General features: G+C 63.2%; 12 protein-coding genes and 1 pseudogene. 8 read left to right on the top strand and 5 right to left on the bottom strand.

The genetic code is table 11. The annotated features are described in order from the left end of the window. Positions 1-543: 543 nt before the first annotated feature. Positions 544-1,176 carry a hypothetical protein gene (locus tag NKJ75_RS14160; protein WP_155923215.1) on the bottom strand — a complete coding sequence of 211 codons (633 nt, stop codon included), beginning with the start codon at positions 1,174-1,176 and terminating at the stop codon, positions 544-546. Between the two features lie 285 nt (positions 1,177-1,461). Between NKJ75_RS14160 and NKJ75_RS14155 the strand changes: the two genes are divergently transcribed. Continuing rightward, on the top strand, positions 1,462-1,977 hold the full coding sequence (locus tag NKJ75_RS14155; RefSeq protein WP_023744312.1) for a hypothetical protein: 516 nt from the start codon (positions 1,462-1,464) through the stop codon (positions 1,975-1,977). A 100-nt stretch (positions 1,978-2,077) separates the two neighbouring features. Further along, positions 2,078-2,572, top strand: coding sequence for a YegJ family protein (locus NKJ75_RS14150; protein WP_023744311.1), 495 nt, complete (start codon positions 2,078-2,080; stop codon positions 2,570-2,572). A 115-nt stretch (positions 2,573-2,687) separates the two neighbouring features. On the opposite strand, the gene NKJ75_RS14145 is transcribed toward NKJ75_RS14150, so the two are convergent. Together NKJ75_RS14145 and NKJ75_RS14140 are read right to left on the bottom strand one after the other, a co-directional pair. Beyond that, the gene (locus NKJ75_RS14145; protein WP_023744310.1) at positions 2,688-3,656 is read right to left on the bottom strand and encodes a DUF3137 domain-containing protein; all 969 of its coding nucleotides are present in this window, start codon (positions 3,654-3,656) and stop codon (positions 2,688-2,690) included. Between the two features lie 46 nt (positions 3,657-3,702). Then, a complete protein-coding gene (locus NKJ75_RS14140) occupies positions 3,703-4,749 on the bottom strand; it encodes a CapA family protein (RefSeq protein WP_023744309.1) in 1,047 nt (348 codons plus the stop codon). Between the two features lie 146 nt (positions 4,750-4,895). On the opposite strand from NKJ75_RS14140, the gene NKJ75_RS14135 reads away from it, so the two are divergent. From NKJ75_RS14135 to NKJ75_RS14120, 4 genes are all read left to right on the top strand, one after another. Further along, positions 4,896-6,161, top strand: coding sequence for a hypothetical protein (locus NKJ75_RS14135; RefSeq protein WP_023744308.1), 1,266 nt, complete (start codon positions 4,896-4,898; stop codon positions 6,159-6,161). Between the two features lie 122 nt (positions 6,162-6,283). Further along, entirely contained in the window at positions 6,284-9,460 is a 3,177-nt protein-coding gene (gene uvrB, locus NKJ75_RS14130) for an excinuclease ABC subunit UvrB (RefSeq protein WP_352499836.1), read from the top strand. A 339-nt stretch (positions 9,461-9,799) separates the two neighbouring features. Further along, positions 9,800-11,326: an ABC-F family ATP-binding cassette domain-containing protein gene (locus NKJ75_RS14125; RefSeq protein WP_023833509.1), complete on the top strand. Its 1,527-nt coding sequence runs from the start codon at positions 9,800-9,802 to the stop codon at positions 11,324-11,326. Between the two features lie 147 nt (positions 11,327-11,473). Further along, complete coding sequence (locus NKJ75_RS14120; RefSeq protein WP_023672009.1) at positions 11,474-11,647, top strand: hypothetical protein; 174 nt, start codon at positions 11,474-11,476, stop codon at positions 11,645-11,647. Between the two features lie 49 nt (positions 11,648-11,696). On the opposite strand, the gene NKJ75_RS14115 is transcribed toward NKJ75_RS14120, so the two are convergent. Continuing rightward, positions 11,697-12,311, bottom strand: a complete 615-nt coding sequence (locus NKJ75_RS14115) for a glutathione S-transferase family protein (protein WP_023833510.1) — start codon at positions 12,309-12,311, stop codon at positions 11,697-11,699. A gap of 218 nt (positions 12,312-12,529) precedes the next feature. Here NKJ75_RS14115 and NKJ75_RS14110 point away from each other — a divergent pair. After that, positions 12,530-12,871, top strand: a pseudogene (locus tag NKJ75_RS14110) (VOC family protein); the annotation flags it as partial. Here NKJ75_RS14110 and NKJ75_RS14105 read toward each other — a convergent pair. Continuing rightward, a complete protein-coding gene (locus NKJ75_RS14105; protein ID WP_352460608.1) occupies positions 12,778-13,143 on the bottom strand; it encodes a hypothetical protein in 366 nt (121 codons plus the stop codon). The pseudogene NKJ75_RS14110 and the gene NKJ75_RS14105 sit on opposite strands and share 94 nt — an antisense overlap. Here NKJ75_RS14105 and NKJ75_RS14100 point away from each other — a divergent pair. After that, positions 13,030-13,383, top strand: coding sequence for a DUF1428 domain-containing protein (locus NKJ75_RS14100; protein WP_023833511.1), 354 nt, complete (start codon positions 13,030-13,032; stop codon positions 13,381-13,383). The two genes, NKJ75_RS14105 and NKJ75_RS14100, sit on opposite strands and share 114 nt — an antisense overlap. Positions 13,384-13,387 lie beyond the last annotated feature (4 nt).

Raw genomic sequence — 13,387 nt, 5'->3', positions numbered from 1 at the left:
GGGCACTGCCCTCGGGCGGTGACTGGCAGGACCGTCAAAATCAAGGCCGGCATGGCGCGACGACTTTGCGGAAGTTGCTGCCGCGACCGTGTCCTGATCTGACAGGGAGGCGCTGGGAGAAATCCCGGCGCCGACTGTCTTTTGGGCCAAGGTCCGGTCGGCGAAGCGACGCGTGAAGAAGCCGATACTTTGCTGGAACGCGATTTCGGCGCTGACGGAACCACTTCATCACCAGGCGCGGTCAGCAATTCACCGACATGATCCCGCGCCTGATCGACAGAGGCGTGTCCTTCGTCGAGATCGGTGGCAACGACGCGATCATGCTCACCGTGTTTCGGCGGCGGACTTCGCTCCGCCCAAAGGCTCCCGCACGCCGTTCAGCCAACCGGTTCCGATCGATCCGGCCACCCGTCGCACCGGCTGATCGTCGCCGTGCGCAAGACTGCACATCGTGCTGTCGGCGCTGTTCGAAGCAGGCGCCAGGCTGGAACACCTCTCCGACTGAAGACGCGCCCTGCACCGCGGCCTGCCCGGCGGGCCAAGCTACTTCTTCGGGCCGATGCCCGGGATCAAATTGAGGCCAGCGTTTATATATTCCGGCCGTATGGCGCCGCTGATGAGCGTGAAGGTGGCGAGCATGATGCTGGCCAGCGCACCGTCATGCCATGGCCTGAGGGCCAGCGCGTTGACGGCATAGGCCCAGAATGGGAAGGCGAGCATCGACATGACGATGTTGGCTCCCGGAGCCTCCGCATTGTCGGCTGAATCGCTGACCGATTTCAGATACACCGGCGTCATCGCCAGCGCGACGATCAACATGATCCATGAAATGGTCCAGACGCTGATACCGGCCATTTCAATCTTATAGATGGCTGCCTGCACCTTACCCGGAATGTCCCCCGGATTGCCTTTGGTCTCTTCCGCCACCGCATCGGTCAACGCCTTGGCAACCGGCTGCTCAGTGGCATTGACCAGGATGGAGTTGACGAAGATGAAAAATGCCACGACTTCGGCAGGCACGTACTTCGCAACCCGGTCGAGATAGCCGTCGCCGCCTTTCGATCCTTGATCTTCTTGCTTGTCATCGTCGACGCCGAGCGGAGCATCGCCTGGAATGCCCTCGAGCGTTGAATCCCTTTTCGGCACAGGCTCAGCGGACCGGACAATTCTTCCCATGACAAACCCCTCCTATATTGTTGTATCGCCCCGTAGTATCGTAGTAGAAAACCGGGCCAAGAAACAGTTGTCGCGGCCATAGCCGACAAGATTTATTCAGGCTTCTTCCTGCAAATGCATCACGCCCCCGCCCTATCTGCTACCGGGTGTCTAGAAATCCACCTATAGTGAGCCGTACCCGAAAAACGCATCCCCCGGCTCATCGCGTGATCGCGGCCAAAATCCCGCCTTGTTCGCGCGCGATGGAAGGACTGGCTGCCGGGGGGCAATCCGAAGGACAAGACCGTGCTCAAGACCGCCCTTGTCGCCATGACCATTGTCGGCTGTGACTGCGACGCCAAGCTTTGCGAATATATCGGCGAGACGCCGGCGAAGTGGGCGACTATCGCCGACTGCGAAGCGGCGATGAAAAGCCAGATGCTGCACCAGAAGAACTTCGACTATCCGCTGGTCTCTGGCATCTGCCGCAGCAAGGGGTCGGCGTCTTCTTCGCAACTGGCGGCGGCCGCATCCCGCCCGGAACTGAAGCCGGCCAGCCGGAATGTCCAAACCCCGTTGCCGCCGGAACTGAGCCATCGGCCGAGCGTTCCCGTCGGCTCCCCGACGACGGCCATGGAGGCAGCAGCGGTACGGCCCGTCGCCTACGAGCAAGTGGTCGATGGCGGAACAGGCGTGCTCTACCGCACCAGGAACGGCTACGCCGTGGTCAAGACAGATCTCGGCCGCGTCGCGTCGACAACGGTCGGCATGGCCAAGCGGTCCGCGAACTGGCTGGCAGGGCTGGTGCCGAGCGGGTTGTGAGCGGGCTGCCGCCGGACCATACCACGCTGTCGCACTGCCGTTGAAAACTCCAGATAAATGCATGATGGTGTCAGGCATCGACACGCAGGAGCGCCATTTCATGAAGCATGCAGTTCGAACCATGCTGTCCCTGATGCTGGCGTTGGGGCCGGTTCCGGCCGGTGCGCAGGATTCCGGCCAGGGCGGCGACAAGGTTGTAGGCGTCGCCAGGGACGATCCGGACATGGCGGCGGCCATTGCGCAGGCGCGCGCCAGCCTCGATGAATTCCTGTCCTTGTCGGATGCGCCGCCAGCCGGGACAACCAGCTACAAGTTGAAAGTCGAGGTCAGGGACGGAGACGCCTCGGAGCATTTCTGGATCATCCCCTTCCACAAGACCGCGACCGGATTTGCAGGAACATTGGCCAATGAACCGCAAGCGGTGCACAATGTCGTGGCCGGCCAGGAACTCGAATTCAAGCGGGACGATATTTCCGACTGGGGCTACACCAGAAACGGTCGCCAGGTCGGGAGCTTCACCGTCTGCGTGATGTTCAAGACGATGGCGCAAGAAGACGTCGAATATTACCGCCAGAACTACGGCTTCGCCTGCTGACGCGCGGCAGCCTGGCTAATGCATGCGCCCAAACAGGACCGCCGTTTTGGGGCAACGAATGCATGAAAACAAGACCTGAAGCGCGTCGCATGAATTCGTTTCGACGCGCGGCGCTTTAGGCCTCGCCATCCGTCGCGCCGGTCTTGCGCACCAGCGCCGCGGTCGCCAGGATCGCGCCCATATCGGCGATCATCGGCGCGATGTGCTTGGTGTAATCGAGCGGCACGGAAATGGCGGGCAGTTCGAAGAAATTCTTCGGCTGCGGCAAGAGCAGGAAACCATCGCTGCCATTAAGCGCCACCCGCGCCGGATCATCGCGCCATGTCTCGTGCAGCCATTTCAGCGCCTGCGCCAGCCGGCCGCTCACCAACGGCTGGGCGGCGGCGACATTGTCGGTGCGAAATTCGTAGTCGCCGTCGAGCAGCGGATCGCCGCTGGACAGTTCCTGCATCTTGCCGGCGAAGATGCCGCGGAAGAAACCGACCACCGCGTTGCTGCGGCGCGTCGCGACCAATATGCCGGGGAACGGCGCGATCGTCTCGAACGCAACGATGACGCCCTTGAAGACCGTAGACGAGCCCTTGCCCGAACCTTGGCGCAACTCCGCCTCGTAGAGCTCGAACGGAAAATCCTCGTAGCGGCCTGACACGATGTCGTCGAAGCTCTGCCGGTTGAAGGCGCCGACCACGGCGCGCGGCAGCCGGTCGAAGGAATTTGGCGTCACGCTGTGCTGATAGCGCACATCCCTGATGAAGCCGAAGATGATCGGCAGCAGCGTGTCACGGAACGATTGCTGCAGCCGCGTCGCCGGCCTGATCGCCAGGAAGTACAGCAGCAGCGCCGCGAAGAAACCGCCGGCATAGAGGAACACATGCGGCGTCGAGAACCATTGCTCGTTCACGTCGGCGACCTTGTTGAACAGCCAGGCCACCAGCACGACAAAAACCAGCAGCAGCCCCAGAAACACCGGCACCCGCCAGCGCACCTGGCGGCAGGCCGAAGCCCGTCCAGCCTCATAGATCTCGATATTCTTCCTGATGCCGGCGACCACCGCTTCATCAGGCATGAACTCAGCTGCTTCCATCGCCCCCTCGCAAAGTCCTATTATACCTATGATAACGGGAAAGTTGTCAGTCGCCAAAGATCGCCTTCAGCCTGGCCTCGACCTTGCCCTTCATCCGGCCAGTCAGCGCCTCGACCGGAACCAGCCGCTCATGCCCGCCTGCGCGCAGCCGCATGAAGGGATGCATCCGGTAGCCGGCGATCGCACCGCGCTTGCCGAGATCGGCGCTGACATCGACGACGAAAATGCCGGCGATGCGGCCGGGCCAGGGCTGCCGCGCCAGCGCCGTGCCGAGGAAGTCGCCAAGCCCGTAAGCCACGAGCGTCTTGCCGACCCATTGCACCGGCTGCACGACATGGGCGTGGTGCCCGGCAATCAGCCCCACGCCGTGACCGGCCAGCAACCTCGCCAGCGTTTGCGTTTGCGGCTGCGGAAAATGCCGGAACTCCCAGTCCCAGTGCGGCACCGCACAGGTGAGATCGATGTTCTTGTCGGCCGCGCCTCTCGGCCATGCCGCCGGATCGCTCTGCATCGAGACGAGCTCGGTGAATGGCCCGGCGTCGCCATTGCGCCACAGTGTGAAGGCGGCAAAGCCGATCGTCAGCGGCCCGGCCTTGACCTGCTCGACCGGTCCTTCTTTCGCGGTGCCGATGGTGCGGATGCCAAGCCGCTTCAGCGCCGCAGCCGTCTCGTCGAAACCGGCGACGCCCTGGTCGAGCACATGGTTGTTGGCCAGCGACAGCACGAGCCTTTCGCGCGCGATGCCTACGGCGGCAAGCGCCGCGGCAAGAAACCGCTCGCTCATCGCATGGTGAGTGCCAAGCCGCGTGCCAAACGCCACGCTCGGCCGCTCGACGACCGGACTTTCGCAATTGCCGATCACCAGATCGGCTGAGCCCAAGAGCTTTGCGATCGCCGGATCGCACTCCGGCGCACGATGGTTGGCCACCGCCGAAATATCGCCGACAAAGGCCAGCCGCACCTTCCGCCCTGGCGGTGGATCGATGAGTGTCGTCGCCGCGATCGGCGCAAAATCCCTGACATCGCCGCCAAGCGACGGCTTCAGGAAGCGCGGCAGCCATGACAGTTTGTAGGAAAGCGGATAGTTCGACACGCGACGCCCAATCGTTTGCCCAATCGGTTAGCTTGTGTAGACGGTCTGCCCGGGGAGTGTCGACCGTCAGTCCTTGAAACACTGCCGCCGGCAGACACGGCGCCAAATGCGTGTAATGTCTGCGCATCGCATAGTGGAGGGATGAGATGACACGTTTTGCAGGCCTGCTGGCGTCCGCCTTCCTCCTGTTGATGCCGCTATCTTCGGCCCGCGCCGCCGCGCCCGAAGCAGCGACCGCTTTGTTCGAGGCCAAAACGGTGACCGAGCGCAACCGTGCGCTCACAACGCTTGAGTCTGCAGCGAAAGGCGATCCGGCGTCAGCCTATGCCGCCGGCGCCGGCGAATTCTTCACCGCGCTGGAAATCCTCGCCGGCGGTCTGCACCGCCACGGGTTCGAAAGCCCGCAATCCTTCATGCTGCCGCTGATGCGGCTGCCGATTCCGGACAATCCCAATCCCGAACCGCTGACCTATGAGCAGTTCCGCGCCATTCTGGTCGCCTTCCGCGACCGGCTGGAGACATCCGCGGCCACTCTGGGCTCGGTACCCGCCGATGCCGATATCGGCATGGTCGTCGACCTCACCCATGCCGGCATCGATCTCAACGAAGACGGTGCCATCGCGCCGGATGAAAGCATGGCCGCGATCATGGCCTCGCTGTCGCGCGGCGGTATCTCGTCGGACGGCGCCGCTCCCTCGCTCACATTCCGCTTCGACCGGGCCGACGGTTTCTGGCTGCAGGGCTATGCCGAATTCCTGATGGCGCAGGCCGATTTCTGGCTGGCGCATGATTTCAGGACCATGTTCGACGGCTCGTTCCACATGCTGTTCCCGCACGCCAAACTGCCGCTGCAGGACGTTCTGGTGCCTCCCGCCGGGGACATGGGCAGCAGCATCTTCTCATCGGAATGGCGCATCGCGGATTTCATCTCCATGGTTCACCTCGTCAACTGGCCGGTGGTCGAGCCCGAGCGACGTCAAGCGGCGCGCCGCCATCTGCTCGAAATGATCCGGCTGTCGCGCCAGGACTGGAAGGCGATCCGCGCCGAGACCGACAATGACCGCGAATGGCTGCCGGGACCGCAGCAGAAGGGCGAGAACCCGCTCACCGGGCTCGAAGTCGGCGAGGAGCAGGTCGAGGCCTGGCTCGCCACTCTGACCATGGCCGAAGACCTTTTGGAAGGCCGCAAGCTGCTGCCGCATTTCCGCATCACGGCCAGCACCGGCCAGGGCATCAACATGAAGCGTTTCTTCGAGGAACCGAAGCCTTTCGACCTCGTGCTGTCGATTACCGGCCCGGCCATCGCGCCCTACCTCGAGAGCGGTGAGATCGTGACCAGCGGCGAGTTCGACCAGATCCAGCGTCAGTTCGGTGGCGGTGGGTTTTTGACCTTCGCGCTGTGGTTCAATTGAGCAGGTGGCCCGGCTTTGCGTGACACAGCTCCTGACACCCTTGTGTCAGGAGCTTCGACCCGCTTAGTGTCCCTTGCCACTGCACTCTTTCCATTTTGGCGGACTCTGCCCATATTTGGGGCATGGCCAAACTTCCCGAGAAAAAGACACCGTCTCCGGCGGGTGACAACAGCGCTTCGCTGCCCAAGCGGCGCAGCCCGTTGACCGATTTCCTCGATGCTTCGGAGCCCTTGCACAAGGGTGGCTTCGCCGAGGCGCCGCAGGCTGACTTCACCGGCACGCCGCTGAGCGGCTCGATTGCCGACTGGGCCGAGCAGATCGAGCAGGAGGCCGAGAAGGAAGGCCGTCTCACCGGTAAGGGCGATGGCAAATCACCAAGGTCCGCGAAGAAGATCCCGGAGCGGTCCGCTGCGCCCGGCCGCAGTTCGCGCGGGACCTCGATGGGTGGCGCGGCAACGGCGCGCGAGCGCACCGCCGCCGGCCTCAACCCGGTCGCCGGTCTCGACATCTCGCTGGAAGACGCCGAGACGATGGCCTCGGGCAGCGTCACCGCGACGGTCGCGGCGCTGTCGGCGCTGATCGAATCCGGCAACCCGCTGCACAAGGACGGCGTGCTGTGGACGCCGCACCGCCCTGCCCGCCCGGAAAAATCCGAAGGCGGCATCGCTATCAAGATGGTGTCGGATTTCGAGCCGGCCGGCGACCAGCCGACCGCCATCAAGGATCTTGTCGAGGGCGTCGATAACAATGACCGCACCCAGGTACTGCTCGGCGTCACCGGCTCCGGCAAAACCTTCACCATGGCCAAGGTGATCGAGCAGACGCAGCGCCCTGCCTTGATCCTGGCGCCCAACAAAACGCTGGCCGCGCAGCTCTATTCCGAGTTCAAGAAATTCTTCCCAGACAATGCGGTGGAGTATTTCGTCTCCTATTACGACTACTACCAACCGGAAGCCTACGTTCCGCGCACCGACACTTTCATCGAGAAGGAATCCTCGATCAACGAGCAGATCGACCGCATGCGCCATTCGGCGACGCGTTCGCTGCTCGAGCGCGACGACGTCATCATCGTCGCCTCGGTGTCCTGCATCTACGGTATCGGCTCGGTCGAGACCTACACGGCGATGACCTTCCAGATGCAGATCGGCGACCGGCACGACCAGCGGGCTCTGCTCGCGGATCTCGTCGCCCAGCAGTACAAGCGCCAGGACATCAATTTCGTGCGCGGCTCGTTCCGCGTGCGCGGCGACACGATCGAAATCTTCCCGGCTCACCTTGAAGACCGCGCCTGGCGCATCTCGATGTTCGGCGACGAGATCGAGGCGATCACCGAATTCGATCCGCTCACAGGCCAGAAGACCGGCGAGCTGAAGAGCGTCAAGATCTACGCCAACTCGCACTATGTGACGCCGCGTCCAACGCTCAACCAGGCGATCAAGTCGATCAAGGAGGAGCTCAAGCACCGGCTGGTCGAGCTCGAGCGCGCCGGCCGCCTGCTGGAGGCACAGCGGCTCGAACAGCGCTGCCGCTTCGATCTTGAGATGCTGGAAGCCACCGGCTCCTGCGCCGGCATCGAGAACTATTCGCGCTATCTCACGGGACGCCAGCCGGGCGATCCGCCGCCGACTTTGTTCGAATATATCCCCGACAATGCGCTGGTCTTCATCGACGAAAGCCACGTCACCGTGCCGCAGATCGGCGGCATGTATCGTGGCGACTTTCGGCGCAAGGCGACGCTGGCGGAGTATGGTTTTCGCCTGCCCTCCTGCATGGACAACCGTCCGCTGCGCTTCGAGGAATGGGACGCCATGCGACCGCTCTCCGTCGCGGTTTCTGCGACACCCGGCGCCTGGGAGATGGAACAGGCCGGCGGCGTGTTCGCCGAGCAGGTCATCCGCCCGACCGGCCTGATCGATCCGCCGGTCGAAGTCCGCCCGGCGAAAAGCCAGGTCGACGATGTCGTCGGCGAAATCCGCGACACCACGGCCGCCGGCTACCGCACGCTGGTCACCGTTTTGACCAAGCGCATGGCCGAAGACCTGACCGAATATTTGCATGAGCAAGGCGTGCGCGTTCGCTACATGCACTCCGACATCGACACGCTGGAGCGCATCGAAATTCTGCGCGATCTCCGCCTCGGCGCTTTCGACGTGCTGGTCGGCATCAACCTGCTGCGCGAAGGCCTCGACATTCCTGAATGCGGTTTCGTCGCCATCCTCGACGCCGACAAGGAGGGCTTCCTGCGCTCCGAGACGTCGCTGATCCAGACCATCGGTCGCGCCGCCCGCAACGTCGACGGCAAGGTCATCCTCTATGCCGACCAGGTCACCGGCTCGATGGAGCGGGCGATGGCCGAGACCAACCGCCGCCGCGAAAAGCAGATGGAATGGAACGCGGCCAACGGCATCACCCCGGAATCGGTGAAGTCGCGCATCTCCGACATTCTGGACTCGGTCTACGAGAAGGACCATGTCCGCGCCGATATCTCGCAGTTCACCGACGGCGCCGGTGCGATGATGGGCAACAATCTCAAGGCTCATCTCGACGCCATGGAAAAGCAGATGCGCGACGCCGCCGCCAATCTCGACTTCGAGAAGGCCGCCCGCATCCGTGACGAGATCAAGCGGCTGCGCGAAATGGAACTGTCGATCGCGGAAGACCCGCTGGCCAAATATGCCGACATGGAAAGCCCGGTTTCGGGCCGCGAGAAGGGCAAGCACAACAAGGGCGTGGCCAAGCACCGTACGGCTGAGGAACAGGAGCGGTTCCGCAAGTTCGATGAGGCACGTGCCGCCGAAGAGGCGGCCAGGGCTGCCCGGTCCAACCTCTTCCGCAAGCCGGCGCTCGACGAAATGGGCGCCGACGGCGCCGTGCCGGTGAAGAAACCGCTGTTTGCCAAGCCGTCGATCGACGATATGGGGCCTGGTACCGACATGCCGACACCGTCAGGCGCGGTGTCGCGCTCGCTGTTCAAGAAACAGTCGGCGCAGGAAGCGCACGGCTCCGACTTCGGCATTCCGGGCGGCGCCACCAAGCCACTGTTCAAGAAGAATTCGCTCGACGAGATGACCGTGCGGCGCACGGAAAAGCCGGTCGAAGGGAAAGTGCCGGCCAAGCCCCAGCCAATCTCCCCCCGAGTGGGGGAGATGCCCGGCAGGGCAGAGGGGGGCGCGAAGGAACGCGACGATTCCCCAAAACCATTCGTTCGCCAGCGCGCCGGCATCGGCTCCTACGAAGACCCAGGCGACGCCCGCCGCGAAAAGCGCCGGCCGGGCAAGACGGGGCGGCCGGGGAAATAGCACCTCTTTCCTTCTCCCCTTGTGGGAGAAGGGAAGAGCGCTCCACCACCGCCGCATCCATCGCCACTTGCCTCCACCCCCGCCTTTGCTGTAATCGCTCCACACACTCAAAGTTTTGTCTTGAAAGGAGGGCTGCGTGTCTATCGATCACCATCGTCAGCGTGGCCCGATTTCGGCCCTGCGAGTTCGCTTGCAGGGCTGACCAGGGACATCACGGGTTTTTTCCCGTTTCGATTTTTTGGTCTGCCCTTCGTGGTGCGCAAAGCTGAGCCTGACGGCCGGCAAGCACACCGTCAAAGTGCATCCGGAGTTGTCTCCGGCAAGACCAGAGAAATCGCAATGGCCCTGATCAGCCTCAAATCCCTCGGCGTCACCATGAGTGCGCCGCTGTTTTCCAATCTCGACCTCACCATCGGCGCCGGCGACCGGCTCGGCATCGTCGCCGCCAATGGCCGCGGCAAGTCGACCTTGCTTAAATGCCTGACCGGCGCGCTGGAGCCGACCTCGGGCGACATTTCTCGCACGCGCGGCCTGCGTGTCGGCCATGTCGAGCAGTCGGTTCCGCCAGCCCTTCTCAGCCGCAGCTTCCATCAGGTGGTGGCCGATGCCTTGCCGGCCGAGCAGGCCGACAGCGAGATGTGGCGCGTCGACGTGGTGCTGGATTCGCTCGACGTGCCCGAGCCGATGCGCGAACGGCCGATGCAGGCGCTGAGCGGCGGATGGCAGCGGCTGGCGCTGATCGCCCGCGTCTGGGTCACCGATCCGGATGTGCTTTTGCTCGACGAGCCGACCAATCATCTCGACCTCGCTAAGATCAGCCAGCTGGAAAGCTGGCTGAACGCCCTGCCGCGCGAAGTGCCGGTGGTCATCGCCAGTCACGACCGCGCCTTTCTCGATGCCGTCACCAACCGCACGCTGTTCTTGCGCCCGGAGGACTCGCCGGTGTTTGCACTGCACTATTCCAGGGCGCGGCAGGCCCTGGACGAATTGGACGCCTCGACGGCGCGCCGGTTCGAGCGAGACATGAAGGTGGCGCAGCAACTGCGCAAGCAGGCCGCCAAGCTCAACAACATCGGCATCAATTCCGGCAGCGACCTTTTGACGGTGAAGACCAAGCAACTCAGGGAACGGGCGGAGAAGCTGGAAGACGCCGCGGTATCGGCGCATCGCGAGAAATCGGCCGGCGCGATCCGGCTGGCCAACCGCGGCACCCATGCCAAGGTGCTGATTACGCTGGATGACGCCGCAGTGGAAACGCCGGACGGCACGCTGCTGTTCAAGACCGGCAAGCGCCACATCTGCCAGGGCGACCGCATCGTGCTGCTCGGCCGCAACGGCGTCGGCAAGTCGCGTTTCGTCGATCTGATCCGCAACGCCATCGCCGAGCCGGACACGGTGCCGAACGTCAAGGTGACGCCGTCGACGGTGCTTGGCTACAGCGACCAGGCGCTGGCCGGCATCAGTGGCGACGACACGCCGCTGGCCCTGGTCTCGCACCGCTACGATGTCGGCGAGCAACGCGCCCGCTCGCTGCTTGCCGGCGCCGGCGTGGTCATTGAGATGCAGGAGAAAAAGATCGGTGTGCTGTCCGGCGGCCAGAAGGCGCGGCTGATGATGCTGGCGCTCAGGCTCACCCACCCCAACTTCTACCTGCTGGACGAGCCGACCAACCATCTCGACATTGACGGCCAGGAAGCGCTGGAGGAGGAACTGCTCAAGCACCAGGCGAGCTGTGTGCTCGCCTCGCATGACCGCTCCTTCATCCGCGCCGTCGGCAACCGCTTCTGGCTGGTCGACAAGCGGAAGCTGACCGAAGTCGAAGACCCCGAGGATTTCTTCCGCTCGGTGGCTGAAACGGTGGGCTGAGGAACTACCACCATGGGCCGCACTGTGTTGCGGCCCATGGTTTCACATCTCCCAGAATATTTTCAGCGCTCTGTCGGATCGCCTGAACCTGCTGCGTCCTTGGGATGCCGACACGATGATGCCGGCTTCATCTGAGGAGAACGCATCATGTCCATCCTGTCATCCATAGGCCGCGTCGCCGCCCGTTACGCACAGAACCGCGCCCGCTATCGCAGCGAGCGCGAGCTTCTGGCCCTGCCGATCGAACTGCGCAAGGATATCGGCTGGCCGGAAATCCTCATCGACGCGCAAAACGGCCCGCGGATCTGCAGGGCGCCCTGACCATGCGGTCGGGAAAGATCGATGCAGGCCGCCACGGGGCGACCGTTGCTCAGTCATGCGTATCGCCAGACAGCGGCGTCGCCTGCATCGATCGACGCTTTTCGAACGCCTCGAACCAGCGCGTCAGCCGCGCCCGCGCGCGAAAGGACGGCAGCTGGCGGAACGCCATCCAGGACAGCGTGGTGGCAAGCGCTATATGGCCGACATGGAGCGATGTCTCGGCGTTCAGCGCGCTTTCGATCCAGTCATAGCTGGCCTCGATTTTTTCCCGGTAGCCTTCGGCAAGCGCTGCATAGCGCAACTGTTCGGGCCGCCTTTCCGTGTCCCAGCGCAGGCCTATGCCCGTCTGCGCCAGGCCTTGGGCGACCGCCTGCAGCCGCAACGCCTGCCAGCGCGCTTCGCCGTCCTGCGGCAGCAATTTGCGGCCATCATGCAGCGTATCGAGATAGGCGCAGATGACATCGGAATCGAAGAGCGGCGACGCATCCGGCCGCAGCAGCACCGGCACCTTGCCGAGCGGGTTTTCGGCGTAGACACGGGCATTGCGCAAGGTCGGGCTGGTCTCGTGATGAATGACCTCGAGCCGGTCGGCAAGCCCGACCTCATGGGCGAAGACGAGCGCCTTGCGCGCAAAGGGCGAATGGGTCTGGTAATAGAGGATCATTGTCGTCTCAGCGGGTTGGAGAAGCAGTCCCCTTTTCTAGCCTGCTCATACCGAGGATTGCGCTCTGATTGGGCGCCGCCGACGCAAGTTCATTTCACCCCAAAAATCGCATCGGCCCAGAAAATCGCATCAGACATGTAGGATCGCCGCCGCCTCGTTCGTCCTAGGCTTCGCAAGGCCAACCAAGCGCCCAGACCAAACCCAAAGAGGAACAAGACATGACCGACCAGACCCCCATTCAGCCGGCCGCGAAAGTTCTCGGTGGATTGACCCCCTATCTGCAACTGGACGGCGCCTTCAAGGCCGCCGAGTTCTACAAGAAGGCCTTCGGCGCCGAGCAGGTGTTCTTCTATCCGCCCGATGACCAGGGCCGCACCATGCACATCCATCTCCACATCAACGGCTCGACGCTGATGATTTCCGATTTCTACCCCGAAAACGGCATGCCTGCCGTCAAGCCGCAGGGCTATACCATGCAGCTCCATCTCGGCGCCGACGAGATCGATGACTGGTGGAAGCGCGCGGTCGATGCCGGCTGCGAAGTCGCAGTGCCGCTGCAGCTGATGTTCTGGGGCGACCAGTGGGGCAACATGCGCGATCCCTTCGGGGTCGAATGGGCGATGAACGCGCCGGCGAAGAAAGACTGACCACTGCTGACAAAGCTCCTCACCGGCTGACGCCGGTAAGGAGCTTTGTGAGATACTCCAAGGAGAACCTGATGTCCTATGTCGATGGTTTCGTGCTCGCCGTGCCGAAGGCAAATATCGATGACTACAAGAAGCTGGCCAACCTCGCAGGCCCGATATGGAAGGAACACGGAGCGCTCGCCTATGTCGAATGTATCGCCGACGACGTGCCCTATGGTGAGTTGACCTCGTTTCCGCGTGCCGTTCAGGCAAAAGACGACGAGATCGTCGTCTTTGCTTGGGCCGTCTATTCGTCCAGGCAAAGCCGCGACGTGGTAATGGCCAAGGTGATGGCCGATCCCCGTTTGACACCCGATTTGGGGCCCATGCCCTTCGATATGAAGCGCATGATCTTCGGCGGCTTCCAGCCCTTCATCGAGCTTTAGCCGC

It is taken from the genome of Mesorhizobium sp. M0058, from assembly GCF_040323095.1.
Taxonomy (GTDB): Bacteria; Pseudomonadota; Alphaproteobacteria; order Rhizobiales; family Rhizobiaceae; genus Mesorhizobium.
The sequence above is the reverse complement of the archived record's forward strand: the minus strand, read 5'-3'. Positions and strand labels throughout refer to the sequence as shown.